Source organism: Streptomyces sp. TG1A-60 (assembly GCF_037201975.1).
Lineage (GTDB): Bacteria > Actinomycetota > Actinomycetes > Streptomycetales > Streptomycetaceae > Streptomyces.
In genome coordinates, this window is sequence record NZ_CP147520.1 from 5,313,708 (window position 1) to 5,339,838 (window position 26,131).

Sequence of the window (26,131 nt, forward strand, 5' to 3'; positions counted from 1 at the left end):
GGCCAGCGTCAGCGTATAGCGAGAAACTCACTCACCAGACGGCTACTCGGAAACGTTCAGTCCGATCAGTTCTGGTCGCTTCTCGGGGGCTCCCCAGTCCAAGATCTCACGTAGCTTCATGGACAGGTTCGTGATGTCAACTCCCGAATCACGCAGGTCCACTTCCACGACAGCCGAGATTTCAAGAATCTCCGCGTCTTCAGCTGTGAACTCCAGGTCCAGCATCGCGCCGTTAAGCCGCACGCGCCGCAGACAGCCGTAAACCGTGAACCCCTGCTCGTTCGAGACGTTGTAGGAGTCCATTCCAGACTGCACTTCCTGCTCGTCTGGCTCATAGGTGGATCGCTGGATCGAGAATGATCTCTGAACGCCAGCGTCGTCGATCCCGCTGACGCCTACCTCAAGCGCCTCCTCGTCCTCGTAGTCCTCAAAGAACCCGACCTCTGTGGCGGTCAGCCTCATCTCTAACCTCTCGCCTTCCATGTTCCGGCGCCCTTGGCCCCGTCCCATGTATACGTAACCGACACTCCCAATTCCCTGACCATGCGGTTCATCGCCCCCTTGCACCTTGAGCAGGGCGGAAGCTGGCCTCGCATTGTCACTGCGTCACCAGGACTCAACGGGTACTTACCAGCGAACGGATCGTTCGGAAGTGAGACCTTCGGCCCTGTGGAGGCACCTGCCATACGTGAGAACCGGTGCTCCGTGTGCGTGAAAGCGGAATTATTGGGATAGCCGAGAGCAGCCTCCTCCGGAGTCATGTCACCGCTCTCCAGCTTCACATCGACACGCGTGCTCCCGTCAGGAGCTGTCGCGGTGATATCGCACATGTGGCCGCTGCCGCCGGTGTTATGAACGAGGACCGGAGTTGCCCCGGCCAGCACATAGTAGGTGTGGAGGTCGCTGACGGTGAGGTTGTGGACGGTGGCTGATGCGGTGGTCCAGCGCTTGATGGCGGTGATCTGGACGTGGGTGCCGGTGCCGGTCCTGAGCCACTGGCCGGCGGTCAGGGCGGTGGCGTCGATCCACTCGCCCAGTTCGGGGACCCAGAAGGGGTGTCCGTCGGTGGCGGTGATGTCGGCGGTTGTCTGGCCCTGGTCGCCGTCGGTGTCGGTGTCGGTGTCGGTGTCGATGGTGACCTTGACCAGGTGTTTGACGCCCTCGCCGGTGATTTCGGCGGTGACCGTTTCCACGGCCGTCTCGCCGGTCTCGGGGTCGGTGGCCTGGACCTTGTCGCCGTTGGTCACGTCCTCGATGGGCTTGGTGGTGCCGTCGGCCATCAGGACCAAGGTTCCGGGGGTGAAGCTGTTGACCGCGCAGCTGCCCCCGTCACCGCTGGACTGGTTCCCGGACGCCTTCTTCGCCGGTGCCTGGGCCTGGGCCTGGGGTTTGGAGGCCGACTTCGCCGCCGTCGCCTTCTGGGTCTTGTGGACCGCGTTGCCGGTCTTCTGTGCCCCCTTCTTGGCGGCTCTGGTGGCTGCCTGTTTCGCCTTCTTCTTCAGCTGGGCGGCGCGTTCGGCGGCCTTGCGTTTGGCTTCCTTGGCCTTGCGGGCGAGTTCGCGGGCCTTCTTGGCCATCTCGATGATCTTGCGGGCCTTCTCCTTGGCCTTCATCAGCGCGTGGACGGCCTTGCCGATCCGGTACGCCGCCTTCAACACCCCGGGGATCTTGGCGACCTTGTACCAGGGGATGGCGTTGGCGAACAGGCTGCCGCACGCCCACAGATCGCCCCGGGAGAAGCAGCCGGTCACGTCGTTCCAGCCGACGAACTCCTTCAGTGCCGCCCAGCCCACCGACATGATGATGTCGGAGACGGAGGTGTTCAGGGTTTTCCGTGCCCATGCCTCCTGTGAGGCGGTCGGGCCGCCGTACTCCGTCAGGTTCCCGCCCTCCGAGGCCAGTCCGGAGGGGTCGGCGAAGGTGACGGGATTGTTCTCGCAGTACACGTAGCCGTTCATCTGGACCGGGTCCGCCAGGTCCAGCACCGGGTCCGCGGACAGGAACCGGCCCGTGGCCGGGTCGTACACCCGCGCCCCCAGATGGACCAGACCCGAGGAGGCGTCGTCGCCGCCGCCCACGTACGAACGGTGCGAGCGCCAGCTCGAATGCTCCGTGCGCTCCACACCGAACGGGTCCGTCTTGGAGAACTTGACCCGGTTCCCGGCAGCCAGCGTCACGTTCACATAGGCCGTGCCGTTCTGGTCCGTGACCTGCGCCGACAACTCCGACGCCCCACCGCCGGTCGAGTGCCGCAGCACCGTCGGCGCACCCGGCTGCGCGTAGTAGCGCTCGCTGTAGGCCACCGTGCCGGCCGCGCTCATCGCCACCGTCGCCTCGCCCAGGTACAGCGTGCGCTCGGAGGCGCTGACCGCCATCAGCCGCTGCCCGGAGGCGTCGTAGACGTACTGCGTCTCCGCGTCCGGCTTCCAGGACTGCGCCGGACCGTTCGTGTCACAGGTGTACAGCTGCAGATCCGTGCCCGACGCCGGGTTCGAGGCCGGCACGTCCAGGCACTTGCCGGAGGAGACGTGCTTGAGCTTGCCGCCCGCGGACACGGCGGTCCACTGCTGAGCGGCCTTGCCCGTGCAGTCGGCGATCACCACCGCGGTGCCGTTCGCCGTACCGCCGGCCTTCGGCTCCGCGCACTTGCCCAGCACCTTCAAAGCGCCCGTCGACGCGTCCGCCGAGCCCGCCGCCGCGTCGACGCGGAACTTCTGCGCCTTGGTCCCGTTGCAGGAGTACAGCTGCACCGCCGTACCCGCCACCGTCGACGACCCAGACAGGTCCAGGCACTTGTCCGCCAGGCCCAGCCACGCCCCGGACCCGTTCTCCCCGAACCCGGTGACCTTCCCGACCTGGCCGTCCCACGTCCACTCCAGCGCCTGCTCGTCACCGCCGGACGCCCGCGAGACCGTGTTGCCCGCCTCGTCGTACGACACCGACGCCGCCTCGGTGACCTTCGCCCCGCCGTCCGCCGTGTACGTCGACGACATCCCGGTCAGCGTGTGCGGCTGCGAGCCGTCGGACCTGCCGTAGGAGTACGTCGTCGTCGCGTCCTTGCCGGTGTCCCCACCGGCATCGTGCTCGACCAGCTTCTTCCGGTTGCCCAGCGCGTCGTAGGTGTACGACTGCCAGTACCCCGCGTTCGCGTCCGTCACGTTCCTCGTGCCGTCCGCGTACGAAGGCGCCGCCTCCTCCTTGCCCTCCGCGGCACAGCCGGCCGGCGCCGTCCACGCCTCGGTCAGCTGGCCCAGCGCGTCATAGGTGAAGCACTGCCGGTCCGTCACCCCGTTCGCACGGTCCGCGATCGAGGTGACGTTGCCCGCCGGGTCGTAGGCGTACGCACGGGAGTTGACCCGGTGCCCGGTCACCGCCGTCGTGTCGCTCGTCGACTCCCGGTCGACGATGCTCCGCGTCAGCTCACCCGTCGTCTCGTCGAACAGGTTCGTCGTCCACACCCGGCTCGGCTGCTCGCCGCTCACCGTGCGCAGCACCTCACCGTACGGCGAGTACGAGGTCTCCCCCGTGTACCAGTCATGACCCGACGTCGAGACCGGCAGACCGTCCTCGTTGTAGCGGACGACCAGTTCCTCGGCGTCCAGCGAGCCCACCGCCGGCAGTTTCGCCGACTTCAGCAGGCCCGTCCGCGAGTACGTGTAGCCGTAGGCGTACGTGTCCTGAAGCCCGTATTCGGTCGCGACCGACTCCGGGAGCCTGACCCTCTTGCCCAGCGGCTGGTAGTCGGCCGTGTAGCCGGTGACCTCCGTGGTGTACCCGAGGCCGTCGGTGTAGCGGGTCGCCGACGCCGGCAGGCCCACGCCGCCGGTCAGCGTGTCGTACACCGTCGACGTCAGCCGCTCGCCCCCGGAGCCGCCCAGGCGCTGCTCGACCGGGCGCGACAACTCGTCGTAGCCGGTCCACACCTTCACGCCCCGCGCGTCGGTGGTGGTCACCGGGCGGTTCAGCGCGTCGTACGTCATGCGCGTCGTACCCGTGTCCGGATCCGACGCCGTCACCTGACGGCCCCGCGCGTCGTACGTCCACGACCACCGGTTGCCCTCGGAGTCCTCAGCCGCGACCTGATCACCGCGCTCGTCGAACTCGTACCTCGTCGAGCGGTACTCGGTGCGGTCCTCGTTCGTGAAGGTGTCGACCCGCACGACCCGGCCCAGCGCGTCCGTGTAACTGCGCTGCGCCGCCGCGCCCTCCGGCTCGACCACCATGGAGTGGTCCTCGGCGTACTCGTACGTCGTCGCCTTGCCAGGCTTCTCCACACCCGCCAGATAGGGCGTCTCCGACAGCACCCGGCCCAGGCCGTCGTACGCGTACAGCGTCGCGTTCGCCACCTGGAAGTCCGAGTCCAGCTCGAAGAGGGTCGTCGACGGCGCGCCCTTCACGAAGTACCCGTTGTTGGACTGCGCGATCGTGCCGTTGGCCGAGTACAGGACGTCCGTGATCAGACGGCCCCCGCCGACCGCCGGTTCCTGCCTCTGGCGTTCGCGGCCCAGCCCGTCGTAGACGACCGTGGTCTCGTCGTAGGAGCCGTCGTCCTGGAGCGCGGACGTCACCACCGACACCGGTTCCCCGATGGTGGTGTTGTAGGTGAACTTCACCGCGGGCGCGCCGGACGTGGTCCGCGTGGTGTCGCCCCACGCGGACTTCGCCCGGCCCAGGGCGTCGTACGCGTACCGCGTGACGTGGCCGTTGGCGTCGGTCTCCTTCAACGCGGTCCCGCGGCCCGGTTCGACGACCGTCGTCTCGGTGTGGTTCAGCGCGTTGGCCGTGGTGATCGAGTGCACCTGGCCCGAGCTGGGGCGGTAGGTGGTGGTGTCGGTGTTGCCCTTGGCGTCGGTGGTGGACTTGACCCGGCCGAGGGAGTCGTAGGCGACCGTGCCGTTCTCGGTCCAGCTTCCGCCGCTGCCGCTGATGTCCCAGGTGGTGGTGGCCAGGCCGGTGGCCGGTGTGTCGCCGTAGGCGCCGTCGTCGTACGCCACGCGCGCACCGGAGATCCAGTCGGCCGCCGTCGCCGAGGCCGCCGCGGCGCAGGTGCCGGCGGTGGTCAGGGTCTGCTTGTCCAGGCCGATGAGGTGCTTGCCGGTGTTGTGGACGTACGACATGACGGTGCACGACTCGTCACCCGTCTTGCCGGTGTCGCCCTGCGACTCGACCCGGACCGGCAGGCCGTGGGTGTCCTCGTACTCCGTGACGGTCCTCAGGGTCCGCAGGTCACGGTCGTCGTCCCCGTTGCCGGAGGAACGGTTGTAGGAGAGCGAATCGGGGGTGAGCACCCGCCACGCCTTGAGGGCCGGGATGCCTCCGCCGCGGGCGCGGGAGGCCAGTTCCACGGCCTTCGGCTTGTCGACGGTACGGGTCAGCCAGGTGTCGGCCCTGGCCGAGGCGTAGGTGAGGGTCTCGGCGACGCGGCCCCGGAAGGCCTCCCGGTCCTTGGCGATCTCCTTGCCCGTGGCGTCGGTGACCGCCACCGAACGGGTGCTGCCGTCCGGCAACGGGTCGCCGTGCATGCCGCGGAAGTAGCGGGTCTCGGACATGCCCCGCTTGGTGGACATGTACCGGATGGAGGAGTCGTCGCCCGTGTACGTCCTGACCCGGGCGAAGCCCCGCCACTGGTCGTAGGTGCGCGTCTTCTTCTTGGAGAACTCGGCCTGGTTCAGCGCCCAGGCCGCCCCGCCCACGTAGTCGTACTCCGTGGTGACCGGGTCGACGCCGGTCAGGGCGGGCAGTTCCTGGATGGACTCGACGACGTACTTGTGGAACCAGTCGATGGTCTCCTCGTCCGGGTCCGGGTTCCAGTAGACCGGGAAGCACAGCCCGGTGTTGCTCTGGGGCTTCGGGAAGCCGCTGCCCGTCCTGCAGGCGCCGGTGGGCTTCCTGTAGGTGACGAAGGTCTCGCCGCCGTACTCGCTGACGACCCGCTCGATGCGCAGCCGGTCGAAGAGGGGGTTGGGGTCGTCCGCGCCGCGGACGACCCGGTTGGGCATCGACTCGGTGTTGGCGACGAACCGCACCGGGTTGAGGGTCTCGGTGGTCTCACCGTCGGGGGCGTACCCGGTGCGGGTGAGGGACTCCAGCCACAGGGCGGTGCCCTCGTCGGTGCGGTTGGCGGGCAGGGACTGTTGGAGGACCCAGCGGTCCACCTTCGTCAGGCCGCTGGAGCCCTCGGTGCGCTGGGCCCAGGTGGTGACCTGCGAGAGCCGCTTGCGGGACCAGAAGGTGGGGACCGGTACGTAGCACTCCTTGCCCTGGGCGCAGTACAGGTCGGCCGGGGTGTCGTACCAGATGCGGTTCTGGGAGAAGTTGCCCGAGGTGAAGTTCTCCTCGGAGCAGGTGAGTTCGCCCTCCTTGAAGCAGCGCTCGTCGGTGTCGAACGTGACCCGGGCGATCGGGGCGGCGAACAGGGCGCCGCTGCGCAGACCGTAGTCGATCCGCTTCAGGTAGCCGCCGCGGTGGTAGGAGACGGACGCCTTGTACTTCTGGTCCTTGGCGTAGTGGTTGCTCTCCCGTCCCCACCACAGGGTCATGGCGTTGCCGTGCGGGTCGATGACGTAGTCGAGGTTCCAGCGCCAGGCCTGCTTGCAGAAGGAGTCCTCGAACTTCGCGGTGTAGCAGGGCTCGTCGCTCTGGTTGCCGGCCACGGGGACGGAGAGCACGGAGTTCGTGGTGGGGTCGCCCTCGCTCCAGCCGGGGAGCCTGTGCCGCCCGAACCAGTACTGGGTGCCGTCGCGGGTGGTGACGCGCCAGTACTCGCCGTCGGCGTCCCCGTTGCCGAAGCCGGTGTTCTTCAGCAGTTCGACGCGGGAGCCGTCGCCGTTGGCGGTGACCCAGTCGCCGGTGTCGTCGTCCTTGACCAGCTCGGTCGTCGTGCCGCCGAGGGTGAGGACGGCGTTGTCCGAGCCCCAGCACAGGTCGCTGGTCTTGCGCTTGGCGTTGTTGCCGTTCGTGCGGTCGTCACGGCAGGCCTTGTACGTGCGGGTGACGGAACCCGCGTTGTACTCCCAGCCGTCGCCGATCCAGGAGGCCTGGTTGTTGGTGGCGGACGTACGGCCGTCCACGCCCTGCGAGTTGTAGCCGAAGGCGACGGACGGCGAGGGGCCGCCGGGGACGGTGGGGGCCTGGAGCGGGTACGAGTAGGTGAAGGCGCCGGAGTTGCCGCCCGCCGACCAGGAGCCGGCGGCGACCAGCGGGGTCGCGGAGAAGTCGCCCTTGGAGCCGCTGCCGGAGTCGGTGGCGACCAGGACGGAGGAGGCGGAGTCCGTGTCGGCGGCCTGGGTGGCCGTGCGGTCGCTCGCCGACGACGGCTTGCGGTACAGCGTGTCGCCCACCGTGCCCTCGGTGGAGGCGGCGGCCGTCTCCGTCGTGCTCCCGGTCGCGGTCTCCGTCGTGGTCCCGGAGGCCGTGCCGCCGTCGGCGAGGGCCTCGGTGTCGACGGTGGCGAGGATGCGCCGCTCCAGGTCGGCGGTGCCGTCACCGTCGGCGTCGGTGCCCGTCTTCTGGACGACGTTGTCGGTGGGTACCTCGGTGGGCTCGGAGCAGCCCTCGGTGTCCGGCGTCCGAAGGAAGCACGCGGGGTACTGGACGAACTCCAGCCGGTCCGCCCAGTCGGCGCCGTACAGCTCGGCGAAGTCCGTGTAGTCGAGGGCGATCACGGCGTCGCCGGTGGCCTCGGCGGGCGGGGTGACCTCCAGGGCCAGGCCCTCGACCTCGATGCCGGCGGCCTCGGTGATGTCGTCCTGGTCGGAGAGGACCACCTGCCACTCGCCCTCCAGGGCCGCGGCCTCCTCGGTGGTCGCCTCCTCCGGCGCGCCGACCTCGACCGGGAGTTCCGCGCCGTCCTCACCGACCGGAACGAGGTCGCCGGGGGCGAGACCGGTCAGGGTCTCGGTCGCGGTGCCGCCCTCGGGGGCGGCGATCGCCTCGGGCTCGTACTCCGTGGGGTCCTCGACCTCGGACGTGGTCAGCTCTTCGAGTCGGCCGCCGTTCTCACCCGTGGCCGGTTCGGCATCGGGCAGGTCGACCAGTTCGACGTCGGTGCGGTCGTCGTCGGCCGGGGGGAGGGCGGAGGCCGCGGGGAGCACGCCGACCAGCAGCGCCGCCACGACGGCGGCGATCACTCCGAGGCGGGCCCGCGCCCGTCTCTCCCCGGCGGCACGGGTACGGGGTCGCCGTCTCCGGCCGCACCACGACGGCTGCGACGCCAGCAACGAAAGCAGCGCTGAACGCAGCGACGACAGCGATCCCCACACAGTGGTAGCCCCCAGGCCCATTCGCATGCCGACTCCCGCGGTTCTTTCGGTCACCGCGCCCACAGTTCCGGCAATTGATGAGCCTGAATGCTCTGGGACTTCTTTAGAAAAAGTCAACAAGTGATCAAGTGGGGTGATTTACCTCACAGTGCATTCCATTGCACACTGCAAACGGCAGGGAATTACGGACATGACGAAAAGGAGTCGTGCGACTCTCGCATTTGACCTGATCTGTTGCCTGAAGGTGCAAGAGATGCCTAACTACCCGTCAACCATGAAGAGGAGTGGGGTAGTTCACGGCAGCGTGCCCTATTCGCCCGGTCGGTCTATCGCTCAGGACGCCCACACACCGCACAACGAGCCGCCCACATTCCGCTCCGTCCATCACCGTCACCGCACCGGCGCGGAATCCCACAGGCGTGGCGCGATCCCGACTCGTAGGACATGCTCTGTGCTCGCACTCCACGGACCAGAGGGACACAGGAGCTGGGACGCAAGGGCAGGGGGAAGAGCCGGGAGTAGCGGTGGAGGGAATTCACAGAGTTCTCGGTTCTCCGGGAATTCAGGGGGAGGGGACCCAGAACCGTGGAACGTCGTGGCTTCGGACTGTCCGGGCGGGACGCGTCGGACGCACAGAACACGTCGGACACCCCGGAAGTGGCGGAGGTGCCGGACGCAGCGAAGGGGGCGGACGCAACGGGCTCCGCGGACTCCTCGGTCTCGTCGAACGCGTCGGCCAAGCCCCGCACGTCACGGCGCGCCAAGGCGGGCGTCGTCGGCCTGGTCGCCGCCGCGTTGGGCATCGGGCTGCTCGCCGTCCCGCCCCTGCTCGACGGCTCGGACGGCTCCTCCGACTCCCCCGCGAAGACGAAGAGCGACGCCTCCGGGCCGCTCGACGAGGACGCGGCCCAGGCCCGCGCGGTCTCCGCCGGCAAACGCGTCGAGGTGACGGGCCTGCGCACCGAGACGTCCACCACGTACGCGAAACCCGACGGTTCCTTCGAACTCGTCGCGTACGGGGCTCCGGTGCGGGCGAGGGTGAAGGGGGCCTGGAAGCCCATCGACACCACGCTCACCGAGGTCGACGGCGGCTGGGCACCCAAGGCCGCCGCCGACCCGGTGGTGTTCTCCGGCGGCAGGGGCCGTACGTCCTCCGCCTCCTCCGCCCGCAGGGCCGTGCACCAGACCGTGCGCCAAGCCGTGTACACCGTCGCCGACTCCGGAACCGCCGTCCGTACCACGGACGACACCGACACGTACACCCCGCTGGCGACGCTCACCAGCGACGACCACGAGGTCACCCTCAGCTGGCCCGGGGAGCTGCCGGAGCCGGTGATCAGCGGGGCGAGCGCCCTCTACCGGAACGTGTTCACCGACGTCGACCTGCTGCTGACCGCGCAGGACAGCGGCTTCAGCCACGTGCTGGTCGTGCACACCCCCGAGGCCGCCGCCGACCCCGCGCTCGCCAAGGTCTCGTACGGACTGTCCTCGCCCGACCTGACCTTCCGCCTCGACCCGGTCACCAAGGTCGTCACCGGCGAGAACCGGGCCGGTGAGGAGATCGCCGTCTCCCCCACCCCCTACATGTGGGACTCCGCGGGCGGCCCCGCCGTCACCGAGGGGGACGACCCGGAGCCGGCCGAGCCCGGCGAGGACCCCTCACCCTCGTACTCCGAGGACCCGGACGAGGAGGTCGGCGAGGAGCCCGACGTGCCCTCGGACGGCGACGACACCGCCGCACCCGAGACGACGCCGGGTGACGGGACGTCGGCGGACGCGGCGGCGTACCGGGACGAGGACCTCGGCCACGGTGCCGCCGCCCGGGCGGGGCACGCCGGACACGTACGCACCGGCACGACAACGGACGTGACACGCACCGGCACCACCACGAACGTCGTGCGCACCGCCCTCACCGACAGCGAGGTGCTGGCCCTGCCGGGGCTGGCCGGCCCCGGTGTCGGTTCGCATCTGGCCGTCGCCGACGCGGAGTTGAGCGCGCCGGGCACCGGCTCCACCGCCCTGGGCATCACCCCGGACACGGACTTCACCACCGACGAGGACACCGTCTACCCGGTCTTCGTCGACCCCACGATCTACGGCAAGACCAAGAACTGGACCACGGCCTACAAGAAGTACCCGAGTTCCAGCTTCTACGACGGCGCCAACTACAACAGCGGCACCACCGAGGCCCGGGTCGGCCTGGAGACCACCACCTGGGGCCTGTCCCGCTCCTTCTTCCGGCTCAACTGGGGCAAGAGCATCAAGGGCGCCGTCGTCTCCTCAGCCTCCATCAAGCTGCGGGAGACCTACTCCTGGTCCTGCTCCAACCGTGAGATGCAGGTGTGGCACACCGGAGGCATCTCCTCCAAGACCACCTGGAGGAACCAGCCCAGCTGGAAGAAGAGGATCGGCACCAAGTCCTTCGCCCACGGCTACAACTCGTCCTGCCCCGACGCCTACGTCAAGTACAACGCCAAGTCGATCGCCCAGGACGCGGCCAACGGCGGCTGGAAGGAGTTCACCATCGGGCTGCGCGCCACGACCGAGACCTCCGCGTACGCGTGGAAGAAGTTCCGGGCGGAGGGATCGAGCGCACCGAAACTCACCATCACGTACAACCGCAAGCCGAAGGTCCCGAGTTCGCTGGACCAGGCACCCGGCCCCCGGTGCGACCGCACCAAGCCGTACGCGCACATCGGCAAGCGTGACCTCACCCTGTCGGCCAGGTCCTCGGACCCCGACGGCAACCTGAAGTACCTGCACTTCCAGCTGTGGCGCACCGGCTACGGCGACAGCAAGATCCTGGACAAGAGGGTCGTCACCGCCGCCCGCGCGGCCTCGGCGACCGTCTCCAAGAACAAGCTCACCAACGGCCACACCTACTCGTGGCGGGTGCGGGCCATCGACAGCAGCGGGGCGGCCTCCCGCTACGCGCCCACCGCGGACCCGAAGGTGTGCCGGTTCGTCTTCGACAGCGACGTACCGAACGAACCCCTGGTCACCTCCACCGACTTCCCGGAGGCGGACGAGGACGGCTCGGTGTGGTCCAAGGCCGACTTCGGCACGGCGGGCCGCTTCACCTTCGCGCCCGACGAGGACAAGGACATCACGAAGTTCCAGTACTCCTTCAACACCACCAGCTACAGCACCACCGTGCCCGTCGGCGCGGGCGCCTCGGCGACGGTGACCCGCAAGCCGCCGTTCGCCGGGCCCAACGTCCTCTACGTCCGCGCCGTCGACAGCGCGGGCAACCCCTCACTCGGCACCAAGTACCTCTTCTACGTCACCCCGCGGGACTCCGCCGACAGGCCCGGCGATGTCACCGGTGACGCCATCCCCGACCTGTTCGCCGTCACCTCCGGCGGCAACCTGCGCATGTACCCCTCCAGCACGGCCGGTGACCTGCACGGCAGTCTCGAAGCCGCCCACGAGGACGGCGTCCCGTTGCTCGCCGACCCCGACGAGGACGGCGAGGACCACCTGCCCGGCTACTGGATGGGCGCCGACGGCAACCCGGCCCTCATCGCCCACGGCGGGGACGGCTACCCCGGCGACGGCATCAGCGACCTCTTCGCCCGCATGCCCGACGGGGGGCTGTACGTCTACCCCGGCGACGGATACGGCAGCGTGGACATCGCCCGCCGCATGACGGTCAGGCTGCCGTCCAACGCCCCCGACCCGGCCGTCTTCGACCAGTTCATCGTGGGCGACCACGACTCCGACGGCCGCACCGACCTCTTCGCCACCACCGAGGGCGGCGGCATGTGGGCCTTCGAGGGCTACACCGGCGCCACGTTCACCACCGCCACCAAGATCGCCGCCAGCGCCTGGGCACCGCGCGACCTGGTCTCCATCGGGGACCACGACGGCGACGGCGCCCCCGACCTGGTCTGGCGCTCCGAGGTCTCCGACCGCCTCTACGTCCGCTACGGCGTCAAGGACACGGAGGGCACGGCCGGCGGCTCGACCATCGCCTCCCTCGCCACCGCCGCGGCCTCCAGGACCGGCAAGGACGAGATCTACGCCGAGGGGTGGGCCGAGGGCTCCATGCCGGTCACCCACCTGTACGGCACCCCCGACGTGACCGGGGACGGCATCCCCGACCTCTGGAGCCTCGCCTCCGACGGCAGCGTGAGGTTCTACAAGGGCGGCAGGACGAGTCTCGGCTCCGGCACCGCCGTCATCAGCTCCGGCAGCAAGTGGGCCACCACGAAACTCACCTTCGGCTGATCCGGGAGGGGGACTCCGATGAGCAGGACCGACAACCGCCGGCGGCAGCGGCTCGGGACAGGCCTCGTGCTGTGTCTCGCACTGTCGACCGCCGGTTGCGACACGGAGGGCGGGAGCGGGGCTCCGGAACCGGGCCTGAAGAAGGCTCCCGAGGCGAGTGCGGGCGTGGTGCCCGCCGAGGGACTGGCCGGAGCATCGCTGGCCCCGGGCGATGTGGACGGGTACGCGGTGAAGGCGCCGGCCGCGGGTGACGTGGTCGGGCCGGAGGACGTGCGGGTGACCGACGCGGCGTGTGCGCCGGTGGCGTACGCGCTGGCGGGCACGGTGGCCGGGAAGCCGTCGGCCACGGAGGTCCGGCACGTGGTCGGCGGAGGCGTGACGACGACGGTGGTACTGGCCACCCACGACGAGACGGCCACCCGGGGCGACCAGGCGAACCAGGGCGACCCGGCGAACCGGTCCGCGGCGTCCGCGGCGTTCGCGGGGTCCGCGGAGGCCGTGCTGGAGTCGCTGAGCGAGTCGGCGGACGACTGCGCCTCGGGGTTCACCGCCACCGTGAGCGGCGCGGAGTGGCGGGTCACCGACGTGACCCGCCGGGTCGTCCCCGAGGGGGCGGACCAGGCCCTGGGGCTCGGCGCCACCCTGGAGCGGGACGAGGACGGAGATGAGGGAGACGTGGAGAGGGCGAGTGCGGCCGTCGTCGTACTGCGCAGGGGCAGCACGGTCGCCCACGTCAGCAGCGTCGGCGAGGGCGGGCGCAAGGCCTCGGGCCGGAACGGGGACGGCGTTCCCGTCGAAGTCGTCAACGCCCAGCTGGCCAGGCTCACCTGACGGTCCCGGCAGTACCTTGACGCCTTGGGAACGTCGAGCTGTGGGCGTGTGGAGGGCGGGCTGTGGTCACCGGCGGGTTCTGGTCGCCCGCCCTCGAAGACACAGGTGCTGAGGGTGTCGAGAACGGCGTTCCCACGGAGCGTGCGAGCGGTCGGCGGTCGAGTCGCTCCGCTGACGGACGAGGCGTCAGTCCGTCAGGCCCAGTTCTCGGGCGATCAGCATCCGCTGGACCTCGCTCGTGCCCTCGCCGATCTCCAGGATCTTGGAGTCGCGCCACATGCGGGCGACCGGGTACTCGTTCATGAAGCCGTAGCCGCCGTGGATCTGGGTGGCGTCGCGGGCGTTGTCGACGGCGACGGTGGAGGAGTAGAGCTTGGCGAGGGCCGCCTCCTTCTTGAAGGGGTCGCCCAGGACCAGGCGGGAGGCCGCGTCGCGCCAGGCGAGGCGGGCCGTGTGGGCCTTCATCTCCATGTCGGCGATCTTGAACTGGATGGCCTGGTTGGCACCGATCGGCCTGCCGAAGGCGTGCCGTTCCTTCGCGTACTTCACCGACTCGTCGACGCAGCCCTGGGCGAGGCCCGTGGCGAGGGCGGAGATGGCGATGCGGCCCTCGTCGAGGATGCGCAGGAACTGGGCGTAGCCGCGGCCGGGTTCGCCGAGGAGGTTCTCCGCCGGGACCCGTACGTCGGTGAAGGACAGCTCCCGGGTGTCGGAGGCGTTCCAGCCGACCTTCGAGTAGGGCGCCGCCACCGTGAAGCCCGGCGTGCCGGACGGGACGATGATCGAGGAGATGAGCGGGCGGCCGTCCGGCTTGCGGCCGGTCACCGCCGTGACCGTGACCAGTTCCGTGATGTCCGTGCCGGAGTTGGTGATGAAGCACTTGCTGCCGTTGATCACCCACTCGTTCGTCGACTCGTCCAGGCGGGCTGTCGTCCGGGTCGCACCCGCGTCCGAGCCGCCGTCCGGTTCGGTCAGGCCGAACGCGCCCAGTATCTCGCCGGAGCAGAGGCGTGGCAGCCACTGCTCCTTCTGCGCCGGGGTGCCGTAGAGGTGGATCGGCATCGCTCCCAGGGAGACACCGGCTTCGAGGGTGATCGCCACGGACGAGTCCACCCGGGCGAGTTCCTCCAGCGCGATGCCGAGGGCGAGGTAGTCGCCGCCCATGCCGCCGTACTCCTCGGGGAACGGCAGCCCGAACAGCCCCATGCGGCCCATCTCACGCACGATCTCGTACGGGAACTCGTGCCGCTCGTAGTGGTCGCCGATCTTGGGTGCGACGACCTCGTGTGCGAACTCCTCGACCGTACAGCGGAGTTCTTCCAGCTCGGGGGAGAGGCGGTGGTCCATGAAACGTCACTGCTCCTTGGGGTCCTCGTGGGACAGGGCTCGTACGGTGCGGGACGGGCTGGGTCGGCCCAGGTGTCCGGCCATCCACGCGCTCGTGGCGACGAGGCGGCCGAGGTCGACGCCCGTGTCGATGCCGAGGCCCCGCAGCATCCACACGAGGTCTTCGGTGGCGAGGTTTCCGGTGGCGCTCTTCGCGTAGGGGCAGCCGCCGAGGCCGCCGGCCGACGCGTCGACCGTCGTGACGCCGTGCCGCAGCGCGGCGAGGGTGTTGGCGAGGGCCTGGCCGTAGGTGTCGTGGAAGTGGACGCCGATGGACGGGGTCGGTACGTCCGCGCCGTTCAGGGCGGTGAGCAGTGCCTGGACATGACCGGGGGTCGCCACACCGATCGTGTCGCCGAGGCTCAGCTCGTCGCAGCCCATGTCGAGCAGCGCCCGGCAGACCCGTACGACCTGGGGGACCGGGACCGGGCCCTCCCAGGGGTCGCCGAAGCACATCGAGAGATAGCCGCGGACGTGGCCGCCCTCGGCCTTCGCGCGGGTCACCACGGGGTCGAACATGGCCAGCGCCTCGTCGACCGTCCGGTTGAGGTTGGCCCTGGCGAAGGACTCCGTGGCGCTGGCGAAGACGGCGACCCGCCGGGCGCCCAGCGCGAGGGCACGGTCGAGGCCGCGCTCGTTGGGGACGAGGACCGGCAGGGACACCGTCTCCGGGAGGTCGCCGAGAAGGGGGAACAGGGCCTCGGCGTCCGCCAGTTGGGGCACCCACCTGGGGTGCACGAAGCTGGTGGCCTCGATCGTCGTCAGGCCCGCGTCGGCCAGGCGGTGGACGAACTCCGCCTTCACCCGCGTCTGGACGGTGGCCTTCTCGTTCTGCAGGCCGTCCCGGGCGCCGACCTCGTGGATACGGACGCGGGCGGGCAGGCCGTCGGCGGCCGGTGCGGCCACGGTCATGGGGAGTCCCCGGACGGTCATCCGGCCGCCTCCTCGTCCTCGTGGGGTGCGACGACGGCCAGCACCTGGTCCATGGCGACGGCCGTACCGGGCGTGACGTCCAGCTCGGTGACCGTCCCGGCGTGCGGCGCGGAGACGACGTGCTCCATCTTCATCGCCTCCACCACCAACAGGCTCTGACCCGCCGCCACCTCGTCGCCCACGGCCACCTTCACCACGGTGACCGTGCCGGGCATCGGCGCGGTCAGCGAGTCGGCGCCCGCGTGGGCGCCGCCGGTGAGGGCGGCGGCGACGGGGTCGTGGTCGCGCACGTGCCAGGTGTCGCCGTCGCGGCCGATCCAGTCGGCGGCCCGGTGGAAGGTGTGGCGGACGCCGTCCAGGGTCACGGAGACCTGGTCGTCGGTGACGGTGTGGGAGCCTCGGGGGCGGTGGGTGACGGGTTCGAGTCCCGCCACGCGCAGATCGACGGCCAGGGGGGCCGGTTCACCGCCCAGGCGCCAGCCGTTCGGTACGGAGAAGGGGTCGGTCCAGCCGTCCCCGCGAGGCTTCAGCCCGTCCAGTCGTACGGCCGCCGCCGCCTCGTACACCGCCTCCGGGACCTCGGCCGGGACCAGCCCGTCGGCCTCCCGCTCCACCAGCCCGGTGTCCAACTCGCCCGCCACCACCGCCGGATGGCCCAGCAGCCGGCGCAGGAAACCGGCGTTCGTCTGCACGCCCAGCGTGACCGTCCCGGCGAGGGCCGCGCGCAGGCGGCGCAGCGCGGTGGGCCGGTCGGGGCCGTAGGCGATGACCTTGGCGAGCATCGGGTCGTACAGCGAACCGATCTCGGTGCCCTCGCTCAGCCCGGAGTCGGTCCGTACGCCGTCGCCGTCCGGCTCGCGCATGCGCAGGATCGTGCCGCCGGAGGGGAGGAAGCCGCGCGAAGGGTCCTCGGCGCAGATCCGGGCCTCGACGGCGTGGCCCGTCAGCCGCACGTCCTCCTGGCCGAACGCCAGCGGCTCGCCCGCCGCGACCCGGAGCTGCCACTCCACCAGGTCGACACCCGTGACCAGCTCGGTCACCGGGTGCTCGACCTGGAGGCGGGTGTTCATCTCCATGAAGTAGTAGGAGGAGGGGTCGCCGCCGGGGACGATGAACTCGACCGTGCCCGCGCCGGAGTAGCCGCAGGAGCGGGCCGCCTGCACGGCCGCCGCGCCCATCGCCGCCCGGGTGGCCTCGTCGAGCAGGACGCTGGGCGCCTCCTCGATGATCTTCTGGTGGCGGCGCTGGAGGGAGCACTCGCGCTCGCCGAGGTGGACGGCGTTCCCGTGGCCGTCGGCCAGGACCTGGATCTCGATGTGCCGGGGGCGGTCGATCCACCGCTCGACGAGGAGGGTGTCGTCGCCGAAGGAGGCGCGGGCCTCGCGTCGGGCGGCGGCGATCTCGTCGGCCAGCCCGTCCGCGTCCCGCACCAGCCGCATGCCCTTGCCGCCGCCGCCCGCGCTGGGCTTCAGCAGCACCGGCATGCCGATCTCCCCGGCGGCGCCGGCGAGTTCGGCGTCGGTCAGACCGCTGCCGCTCGAACCGGGCACCACCGGCACGCCGGCCGCCCGTACCGTCTCCTTGGCGCGGATCTTGTCGCCCATGAGGGAGATCGCCTCGGCGGGCGGGCCGATGAAGACCAGCCCGGCGTCGGCGCACGCCCGCGCGAACCCGGCGTTCTCGGCGAGGAAGCCGTACCCCGGGTGCACCGCCTGCGCGTCCGTCCGGGCCGCGGCCTCCAGCAGCCGCTCCACCGACAGATAGCTCTCGGCCGCGGGCGCCGGGCCGATCCGTACGGCCGTGTCGGCCTCGCGTACGTGCCGGGCGTCGGCGTCCGCGTCGGAGAACACGGCGACGGAGCGGACACCGAGGGCGCGCAGGGTGCGGATGACGCGGACGGCGATCTCGCCGCGGTTGGCCACCAGCACTGTGTCGAACATCGTCATTCTCGAAGCCCCCTCACATTCGGAAGACGCCGAACCGGGGGTCACCCAGGGGCGCGTTGGCACAGGCGGTCAGGGCGAGGCCGAGGACCTGCCGGGTCTCCAGCGGGTCGATCACGCCGTCGTCCCAGAGGCGGGCGGTGGCGTAGTAGGCGTTGCCCTGGTGCTCGTACCGGGCGCGGATCGGGTCCTTGAAGGCCTCTTCCTCCTCCGTCGGCCAGTCCGCGCCGCGCGCCTCCAACTGGTCCCGCTTCACGGTCGCGAGGACGGACGCGGCCTGTTCGCCGCCCATCACGGAGATCTTGGCGTTGGGCCACATCCACAGGAAGCGCGGTGAGTACGCCCGGCCGCACATCGAGTAGTTGCCCGCGCCGTACGAGCCGCCGATCACGACCGTCAGCTTGGGGACCCGGGTGCAGGCCACGGCCGTCACCATCTTGGCGCCGTGCTTGGCGATGCCACCGGCCTCGTAGTCCCGGCCGACCATGAAGCCGGAGATGTTCTGCAGGAAGACCAGGGGGATGCCGCGCTGGTCGCACAGCTCGATGAAGTGGGCGCCCTTCTGGGCGGACTCGGAGAACAGGATGCCGTTGTTGGCGACGATGCCGACCGGGTGGCCGTGGATCCGGGCGAAGCCGGTGACCAGGGTCTGCCCGAACTCCGCCTTGAACTCGGCGAAGCGCGAACCGTCGACCACGCGCGCGATCACCTCCCGTACGTCGTACGGCGTGCGGGAGTCGACCGGCACGGCGCCGTAGAGCGTGTACGGGTCCACCTTGGGCTCGACGGCCGGCTCGACCGACCAGGGGAGCGGGCCCCGGGCGGGGAGGGTGGAGACGATGTTCCGCACGATGCGCAGGGCGTGGGCGTCGCTCTCGGCGAGGTGGTCGGTGACGCCGGAGATCCGGGAGTGGACCTCGCCGCCGCCCAGTTCCTCGGCGGTGACGACCTCGCCGGTGGCGGCCTTCACCAGCGGGGGGCCGCCGAGGAAGATCGTCCCCTGGCCCCGGACGATGACGGCCTCGTCGCTCATGGCCGGGACGTACGCCCCGCCGGCCGTGCACGAGCCGAGGACGGCCGCGATCTGGGGGATGCCGGCGCCCGACATCCGCGCCTGGTTGTAGAAGATGCGGCCGAAGTGCTCGCGGTCGGGGAAGACCTCGTCCTGCAGGGGCAGGAAGGCGCCGCCGGAGTCGACGAGGTAGAGGCACGGAAGGCGGTTCTCCAGGGCCACCTCCTGGGCCCGCAGATGCTTCTTCACCGTCATCGGGTAGTACGTGCCGCCCTTGACGGTGGCGTCGTTGGCGACGACGACGCACTCCCGGCCGCCGACCCGGCCGATCCCGGCGATCACGCCCGCCGCCGGCGCCTGTCCCTCGTACATGCCGTCGGCGGCGAGAGGCGCCAGCTCCAGGAAGGGGGAGCCGGGGTCGAGGAGGGCGTCCACCCTGTCGCGCGGCAGCAGCTTGCCGCGTGCGGTGTGCCGGGCGCGCGCCTTCTCGCCGCCGCCGAGCCGGGCCGCGGCCAGCTTGGCGCGCAGCTCCTCGCCCAGCGCGCGGTGCGCGGCCTCGTTGGCCCGATACGCCTCGGCCGCGGGATCTGCCGCGGTCGTCAGCTCCGGTGCCTGGTCCATCGTGCGGTCCCCTCACCCAGTGGTCACTGTTAATGAGCGTTAACGCGTTTCCACCAGGTTAACGACCGCTAACCTCCCTGTCTAGAATCGGCTCCATGGCCACCAGAACCGATGCGCCCACCCGCCGGGAGCAGATCCTGAAGGAAGCCGCCCGCCTCTTCGCCGAGCGCGGCTTCCACGGCGTCGGCGTCGACGAGATAGGCGCCGCCGTCGGCATCAGCGGGCCGGGGCTCTACCGGCATTTCGCCGGCAAGGACGCGATGCTCGCGGAGCTGCTGGTGGGGATCAGCGGACAGTTGCTCACGGGGGCGAAGCGGAGGGTGGTGGAGGCGGACGCCTCCGGGCGGGGTGCCGACGGGGGGCCTGCCGGGCGGGACGCCGAGGCGGTCCTCGACTCGCTCATCGAGGGGCACATCGACTTCGCGCTCGACGACCGGCCACTGATCACCTTGCACGATCGCGAGCTGGACCGCCTCCGGGACAGTGATCGCAAGCTCGTGCGGCAGTTGCAGCGGCAGTACGTGGAGCTGTGGGTGGGGGCGCTTCGCGCGGTGTACCCGGGGCTGGCGGAGCCCGCGGCCCGGTCGGCCGTGCACTCGGTGTTCGGGCTGCTGAACTCGACGCCGCACCTGGGGCGGCCGGGGCCGTTGCCCGGACGGGCGGCCACGGCGGGGCTGCTGCACCGGATGGCCCGGGGGGCGTTCCAAGCGGCGGCCACGGGGGAGTGACGAGCGTTACGGAGGGATTGGTCTGGACGGGCTCGCCTACCCGCCGGTACGGTTGTCTGAGCAAGCGCTTAGCCGTGTCGGGTGAAACCGCAACCAGCGATTGAGGACCCCGGACGGCGAGCGACCACATCCGCGAGAGCGGCGCCGGCTTAGGCGCAGAGAGGGGCCGGCGGTGCGCCGTACGGTGTTCAACGAGGATCACGAGGCGTTCCGGGAGACCCTGCGTGCCTTCATCGAGGCCGAGGTCGTGCCCGTGTACGACGAGTGGTTCGCCGCCGGCCAGGCGCCGCGCGACTTCTACTACAAGATCGCCGAGCTGGGCCTCTTCGGTATCAACGTGCCGGAGGAGTTCGGCGGCGCCGGCATCGACTCGTACAAGTTCGAGGCCGTGATGTACGAGGAGACGGCCCGCGCGGGCGTCCACTTCGGCGGCTCCGGTGTGCACGTGCTGCTCGGTCTGCCGTACATCAAGATGCTGGCCACGGACGAGCAGAAGAAGCGGTTCCTGCCCAAGTTCGTCTCCGGTGAGGAGATGTGGGCGCTGGCCATGACCGAGCCGGGCACCGGGTCCGACCTCGCGGGCATGAAGACCACCGCCAAGCTCAGCGAGGACGGCACGCACTACGTCCTCAACGGCTCCAAGACCTTCATCACCGGTGGCGTCCACGCCGACCGCGTGATCGTGTGCGCCCGCACCGACGCGCCCACCGCCGAGGACCGCCGTCACGGCATCTCCCTCTTCGCCGTGGACACCAGGGCCGAGGGCTACTCGATCGGGCGCAAGCTCGACAAGCTGGGCCTGCGCACCTCCGACACCGCCGAGCTGGCCTTCGTCGACGTCAAGGTCCCGGTCGAGGACCTGCTCGGCGAGGAGAACAAGGGCTTCTACTACCTCGGCCACAACCTCGCCTCCGAGCGCTGGGGCATCGCCTTCGGCGCGTACGCCCAGGCCAAGGCGGCCGTCCGGTTCGCCAAGCAGTACGTCCAGGACCGCACCGTCTTCGGCAAGTCCGTCGCGTCCTTCCAGAACACCAAGTTCGAGCTGGCCGCCTGCCAGGCCGAGGTGGACGCGGCCGAGGCCGTCGCCGACCGCGCGCTCGAAGCCCTCGACGCCGGTGAGCTGACGCCGGCCGAGGCCGCCAGCGCCAAGCTGTTCTGCACCGAGGTCGCCCACCGCGTCATCGACCGCTGCCTCCAACTGCACGGCGGCTACGGCTTCATGAACGAGTACCCGATCGCCCGCCTGTACGCGGACAACCGCGTCAACCGCATCTACGGCGGCACCAGCGAGATCATGAAGTCGATCATCGCCAAGGACATGGGTCTGTAGGCCCGGGAAATCACCGTCCGGTACACCCGACCTCATGAGCCAGGCACCACTTGAGGATCTCCTCGATCTGCTCGACCTGGAGCAGATCGAGGAGAACATCTTCCGCGGCCGGTCCCGGCCCGCCATCGTCCCGAGGGTCTTCGGCGGGCAGGTCGCGGCCCAGGCGCTCGTCGCCGCCGGGCGGACGGTCCCCGAGGACCGGCTGCCCCACTCCCTCCACGCGTACTTCCTGCGCATCGGCGATCCCGGCGCCCCCATCGTGTACACCGTGGAGCGCATGAACGACGGCCGCTCCTTCACCGCGCGCCGCGTCGTCGCCGTCCAGCACGGCCAGCCGATCTTCGCCCTCTCCGCGTCCTTCCAGCGGTACGAGGACGGCCTCGACCACCAGGCCCCGATGCCCGCCGCGCCCGCCCCGGAGACCCTCCCCACCGCCGAGCAGCGGCTCCCGGCGTACGGCCTCGACCCGGCCGTGGTGGAGAAGATGCTGGAGGCCCGGGCCGCCGTCGACCTGCGCTACGTCGACGACCCGCCCTACGGCCGCTACGGCGAGCCTCGCGAACCGCGCTCCCAGGTCTGGTTCCGCGCCAACGGCAAGCTCGACGACGACCCCCTTCTGCACGTCGTCCTCGCCACCTACGTCTCCGACATGACGCTCCTCGACTCCGTCCTGCTCGCGCACGGACGCGGCGGCTGGGCGGTCGGCGATGTCGTCGGGGCCTCCCTGGACCACGCCATGTGGTTCCACCGGCCCTTCCGCGCCGACGAATGGCTCCTGTACGACCAGGAGTCGCCGTCCGCGGCGGCCGGCCGGGGCCTCGGCCAGGGCCGGATCTACACGCAGGACGGCCGGCTCGCGATCTCCGTGATCCAGGAGGGCGTCGTCCGCGCACCGAGGCCGAAGACCCCCTGACCCCGCGGCCCTGGTAGTGCTCCGTTAGGTGGTGCCGACCTGCGGCGATTCGACGACGCGGTGGAATGGACGACGTCCCGGCCACGGCGGTCTCCGCAGGTCGTGACCGGGGGCCGGGCGCCGCCGAAGCCCGGCGCCACTCGGCGGGTCCGCACTCGACGGAGCCCTACCGGCTGTCCTTGAGCCCCGCCTGTTCCAGCAGGTACGCGGTCATCGGGTCGTAGAAGCGCGGGCTGACCACGTGGTCGTCCAGGGGGACCGCGACCTGGAGGGTGCCCTCGGACTCGCCGAGGAAGAGGGCCGGGTCGTTGGAGTCCGCGTAGCCGACGGAGTCGACGCCGAGCTGGCCGGCGCAGCCCGCCCAGCCGTGGTCGGCGACGACCAGGTCGGGCAGCGGCCGGCCGGCGCCCTGAAGTCCCCGGAGGACGGCGCGCATCGGCTCGGGGGAGTGGGTGTGCCAGAGGGTGGCGCCGTGTTCGAGGACGGCGATGTCGGCGAACTGCATGACGTACCCCTCCTCCGTCTGGAGGCCGTCCGGGATGACGACGATCTCGCAGCCGGCCGCGCGCAGCGCCCGAGCCGTCTCGTGGTGCACCTGGAGCAGGCCGCCGGGGTGGCCGGTGGCGAACAGGACCCGCTGACCGCCCTCGGCGGCCTTGCGCAGCCGGGCCGCCATACGCTCCAGCGCGTCGATCGTCAGGTCCGGGTCGATGGTGTCCTGGCCGTAGCGGTACCCCGGGTCGTCGTTCACGCCGACGCGCTCCGCCATCACGGCCAGCACGTCCTGCTCGTCGCTCCAGCGGTCCCCGAGCTCCAGGCCCAGCCAGTAGTGGCGGTTGCCGTTGGCCAGTTCGCGGTAGTGGGAGAGGTTGTTCTCGCGCGGCGTGGCGACATCGCCCGCGATACGCGTCCGTACGAGGTGTTCGACGAGCTCGGCGCGGCTGGGGGTCCCGGGTATCGGCATACGTCCATTGTGAGGCAGACGACTGCGGGAGTCGCGGGCGTCGGGACCGCTGCGACCTGCGTCACTCCGTGCGGCGTTCCGAGTCCGAGCCGGTCCCGACTCGCCAGTAGGATCACATCCAGTAGTACATATCGGAGCATATCTATGCGTGCGCGACGAAGCGTATGCAGGAAGTAGGCAGTTCCCATGAGCAGCAACGAGACGCCCCGCGGCCCGGTCGACTCGCCCCGAGGTCCGGTCGACTCCTCCCGCGTCCCGCGGTACGCCGGGCCCGCGACGTACGCCCGGCTGCCCCGCCTCGACGAGGTGGGCCGCGCGGACGTCGCCGTCGTGGGCGTGCCGTTCGACTCGGGCGTCTCGTACCGGCCGGGCGCACGTTTCGGCGGCAACGCGATCCGTGAGGCGTCCCGGCTGCTGCGTCCCTACAACCCGGCGCAGGACGCCTCCCCCTTCGCGCTCGCCCAGGTCGCGGACGCCGGCGACATCTCCGCCAACCCCTTCGACATCAACGAGGCGGTGGAGGCGGTGGAGGCGGCGGCGGACGAGCTGCTGGGGACGGGTGCCCGGCTGATGACCCTCGGCGGCGACCACACCATCGCGCTGCCCCTGCTGCGCTCGGTGGCCAGGAAGCACGGCCCGGTCGCGCTGCTGCACTTCGACGCCCATCTCGACACCTGGGACACGTACTTCGGCGCCGAGTACACCCACGGCACCCCGTTCCGGCGGGCGGTGGAGGAGGGGATCCTGGACACGGAGGCGCTGTCCCACGTGGGCACGCGCGGTCCGCTGTACGGCAGGCAGGACCTCACCGACGACGAGAAGATGGGCTTCGGGATCGTCACGTCCGCCGACATCTACCGCCGGGGCGCGGACGAGGTGGCGGACCAGCTGCGCCAGCGCATCGGCGACCGCCCGCTGTACGTCTCCATCGACATCGACTGCCTCGACCCGGCCCACGCGCCGGGCACGGGGACGCCGGAGGCCGGCGGCATGACCTCCCGCGAGCTGCTGGAGATCCTGCGGGGCCTGGCCTCCTGCAACCTGGTCTCCGCCGACGTCGTCGAGGTGGCGCCCGCGTACGATCACGCCGAGATCACCGCGGTGGCCGCCTCGCACACGGCGTACGAACTCACCACGATCATGTCCCGCCAGATCGCGCGGGAGAAGCGGGAGAAGGCAGCGCAGTGACCCACGACCACGACCTGGTACTCCGCCCGACGGCCGCCCAGAGGGAGGCCGCGCTGAACCCTCCCCCGGGCCGCAACGGCGGAGACCTGGTCGTGGAGACGCTGGCCGGACTCGGCGCGACGACGGTGTTCGGGCTCCCCGGCCAGCACGCCCTCGGTCTGTTCGACGCGCTGCGCCGCTCGGACCTGCGGTATATCGGCCTGCGGGTCGAGAACAACGCGGGCTTCGCGGCGGACGCGTACGGCCGCGTCACCGGCGAGGCGGCCCCGCTGCTGCTGTCGACGGGACCGGGCGCGCTGACGTCACTGGCGGCGCTGCAGGAGGCGGCGGCGGCCTCGGCGCCGGTGCTGGCGATCAGCAGTCAGGTCCCGACGGCGGGCCTGGGCGGCGGCCGTCACGGTTACCTCCACGAACTCCCCGACCAGGCGGCCTCCTTCAGGGGCGTCGTCAAGTCCGTCCACACCGTCCGCGCGCAATCTCAGATCCCCTCCGCGATCGCCGCCGCGTGGCAGTCGGCGCTCACGGCTCCGCACGGCCCGGTGTGGGTGGAGATCCCGCAGGACGTGCTGCTGGCGAAGACGCCTCTGCCGGTGGTGACGGGGGTGGACGCGACGCCGGAGGAGCTGGTGCCGCGTCCCGAACTGACCGCCGTGGCCGCCGGCCTGCTGTCCCGGGCGGCCCGTCCGGCGATCATCGCGGGCGGCGGGGTCGTACGGGCGGACGCCTCCGGCAAGCTGCGCCGACTGGCGGAACGGCTGTCGGCGCCGGTCGTGACGACCTTCGGGGGAAGGGCGCGTTCCCCTGGACGCACCCGCTGTCGCTCCAGTCCTGGCTGGAGGACCGGCACACGACGGACTTCCTGGAGGACGCGGACGTCCTGCTGGTGGTGGGCTCAGGGCTCGGTGAACTCTCCTCCAACTACCACACGTTCAAGCCCCGGGGCCGAGTGATCCAGATCGAGGCGGACCTCGGGAAGCTGGAGTCCAACCACCCGGCGCTGGGCATCCACGCGGACGCGCGGCCGGCGTTGCAGGCGCTGCTGGAGACGATCGAGGAGCCACGGGAGGACGAGTCGGCGCCGGGGCGGGTCCGCGCGGTGCTCGACCGCGTCCGTGAACGCATCGACGCCCAGCAACTCACCCTGGAACAGGACCTGTTGGCGTCCATTCGACGGGCCCTGCCACCCCGCGCCCCCTCCTTCTGGGACATGACGATCCTGGCGTACTGGGCCTGGTCGGCATTCGATCCGCGGGGCGCGAACACCATGCACTCCGCCCAGGGCTCCGGCGGCCTCGGCTACGCATTCCCGGCGGCCCTCGGCGCGGCGGCGGCCGACCCGACGCAGCCGGTGCTGGCCGTCTCGGGCGACGGCGGCGCGCTGTACTCGATCGCGGAACTGGCAACCGCCCGGCAGTACGACCTGAACGTCACCTGGCTCGTCGTCGACGACGGCGGCTACGGCATCCTGCGCGCGTACATGACCGACGCGTTCGGCGGGACGACCGGCACGGAGCTGACCCGCCCGGACTACGTGGCCCTCGCCGAGTCCTTCGGCGTCCCCGGCCTGCGCACGACCCCCGAGACCCTCGCGGAGGACCTCGCCAAGTGCCTTGCCGCGCCCGGCCCCTCGGTGGTCGTCCTGCCGGTGGTGCCGCGGATGTTCGCGCCGACGCACACGGAGAACCCGGCGCGCACGGAGAACCCGGCGGACCTGTAGAACCCGGCGCACCGGTAGAGCCGGTGGGCGGCGGCTGCCCGGCGTGGACGTGATCCGATCCGCGCCGGAGGCGG

The 26,131-nt window shown here is 70.8% G+C and carries 13 protein-coding genes and 1 pseudogene; 7 read left to right on the forward strand and 7 right to left on the reverse strand.

All coding sequences use genetic code 11. From position 1 onward, the window contains the following. Positions 1–42: 42 nt before the first annotated feature. Together WBG99_RS23140 and WBG99_RS23145 are read right to left on the reverse strand one after the other, a co-directional pair. The gene (locus tag WBG99_RS23140) at positions 43–483 is read right to left on the reverse strand and encodes an Imm10 family immunity protein (protein ID WP_338898143.1); all 441 of its coding nucleotides are present in this window, start codon (positions 481–483) and stop codon (positions 43–45) included. Next, a complete protein-coding gene (locus tag WBG99_RS23145; RefSeq protein ID WP_338898144.1) occupies positions 465–8,129 on the reverse strand; it encodes a ricin-type beta-trefoil lectin domain protein in 7,665 nt (2,554 codons plus the stop codon). The genes WBG99_RS23140 and WBG99_RS23145 overlap by 19 nt, the downstream gene beginning before the upstream one ends. A gap of 717 nt (positions 8,130–8,846) precedes the next feature. Between WBG99_RS23145 and WBG99_RS23150 the strand changes: the two genes are divergently transcribed. Together WBG99_RS23150 and WBG99_RS23155 are read left to right on the forward strand one after the other, a co-directional pair. After that, entirely contained in the window at positions 8,847–12,491 is a 3,645-nt protein-coding gene (locus WBG99_RS23150) for an FG-GAP-like repeat-containing protein (RefSeq protein ID WP_338898145.1), read from the forward strand. Positions 12,492–12,509: 18 nt separating this feature from the next. Beyond that, positions 12,510–13,322 (forward strand): hypothetical protein, encoded by an 813-nt coding sequence (locus WBG99_RS23155; protein ID WP_338898146.1) that lies wholly within the window; start codon positions 12,510–12,512, stop codon positions 13,320–13,322. A gap of 186 nt (positions 13,323–13,508) precedes the next feature. Here WBG99_RS23155 and WBG99_RS23160 read toward each other — a convergent pair whose 3' ends face one another. Genes WBG99_RS23160 through WBG99_RS23175 form a run of 4 tightly spaced genes read right to left on the reverse strand, consistent with a single transcriptional unit; the run spans position 13,509 to position 19,217 of the window. Next, on the reverse strand, positions 13,509–14,669 hold the full coding sequence (locus tag WBG99_RS23160; RefSeq protein ID WP_338898147.1) for an acyl-CoA dehydrogenase family protein: 1,161 nt from the start codon (positions 14,667–14,669) through the stop codon (positions 13,509–13,511). Between the two features lie 6 nt (positions 14,670–14,675). Then, entirely contained in the window at positions 14,676–15,641 is a 966-nt protein-coding gene (locus WBG99_RS23165; RefSeq protein ID WP_338898148.1) for a hydroxymethylglutaryl-CoA lyase, read from the reverse strand. Further along, a complete protein-coding gene (locus WBG99_RS23170) occupies positions 15,638–17,581 on the reverse strand; it encodes a biotin carboxylase N-terminal domain-containing protein (protein ID WP_338900449.1) in 1,944 nt (647 codons plus the stop codon). Before WBG99_RS23170 ends, WBG99_RS23165 begins: the two co-directional genes overlap by 4 nt. Before the next feature lie 19 nt (positions 17,582–17,600). Next, positions 17,601–19,217, reverse strand: coding sequence for a carboxyl transferase domain-containing protein (locus WBG99_RS23175; protein ID WP_338898149.1), 1,617 nt, complete (start codon positions 19,215–19,217; stop codon positions 17,601–17,603). Between the two features lie 95 nt (positions 19,218–19,312). Between WBG99_RS23175 and WBG99_RS23180 the strand changes: the two genes are divergently transcribed. The 3 genes from WBG99_RS23180 to WBG99_RS23190 all read left to right on the forward strand — a co-directional run bounded on the left by WBG99_RS23180 (position 19,313) and on the right by WBG99_RS23190 (position 22,188). Then, complete coding sequence (locus tag WBG99_RS23180; RefSeq protein ID WP_338898150.1) at positions 19,313–19,945, forward strand: TetR/AcrR family transcriptional regulator; 633 nt, start codon at positions 19,313–19,315, stop codon at positions 19,943–19,945. A 172-nt stretch (positions 19,946–20,117) separates the two neighbouring features. Beyond that, a complete protein-coding gene (locus WBG99_RS23185; protein ID WP_338898151.1) occupies positions 20,118–21,275 on the forward strand; it encodes an acyl-CoA dehydrogenase family protein in 1,158 nt (385 codons plus the stop codon). 34 nt (positions 21,276–21,309) lie between these two features. Beyond that, complete coding sequence (locus WBG99_RS23190; protein WP_338898152.1) at positions 21,310–22,188, forward strand: acyl-CoA thioesterase II; 879 nt, start codon at positions 21,310–21,312, stop codon at positions 22,186–22,188. 166 nt (positions 22,189–22,354) lie between these two features. On the opposite strand, the gene WBG99_RS23195 is transcribed toward WBG99_RS23190, so the two are convergent. Further along, positions 22,355–23,152, reverse strand: coding sequence for a phosphatase (locus tag WBG99_RS23195; protein WP_338898153.1), 798 nt, complete (start codon positions 23,150–23,152; stop codon positions 22,355–22,357). 186 nt (positions 23,153–23,338) lie between these two features. Between WBG99_RS23195 and speB the strand changes: the two genes are divergently transcribed. Beyond that, positions 23,339–24,340 carry an agmatinase gene (gene speB, locus WBG99_RS23200; protein WP_338898154.1) on the forward strand — a complete coding sequence of 334 codons (1,002 nt, stop codon included), beginning with the start codon at positions 23,339–23,341 and terminating at the stop codon, positions 24,338–24,340. Then, positions 24,337–26,057, forward strand: a pseudogene (locus tag WBG99_RS23205) (thiamine pyrophosphate-binding protein). The gene speB and the pseudogene WBG99_RS23205 overlap by 4 nt, the downstream one beginning before the upstream one ends. Positions 26,058–26,131 lie beyond the last annotated feature (74 nt).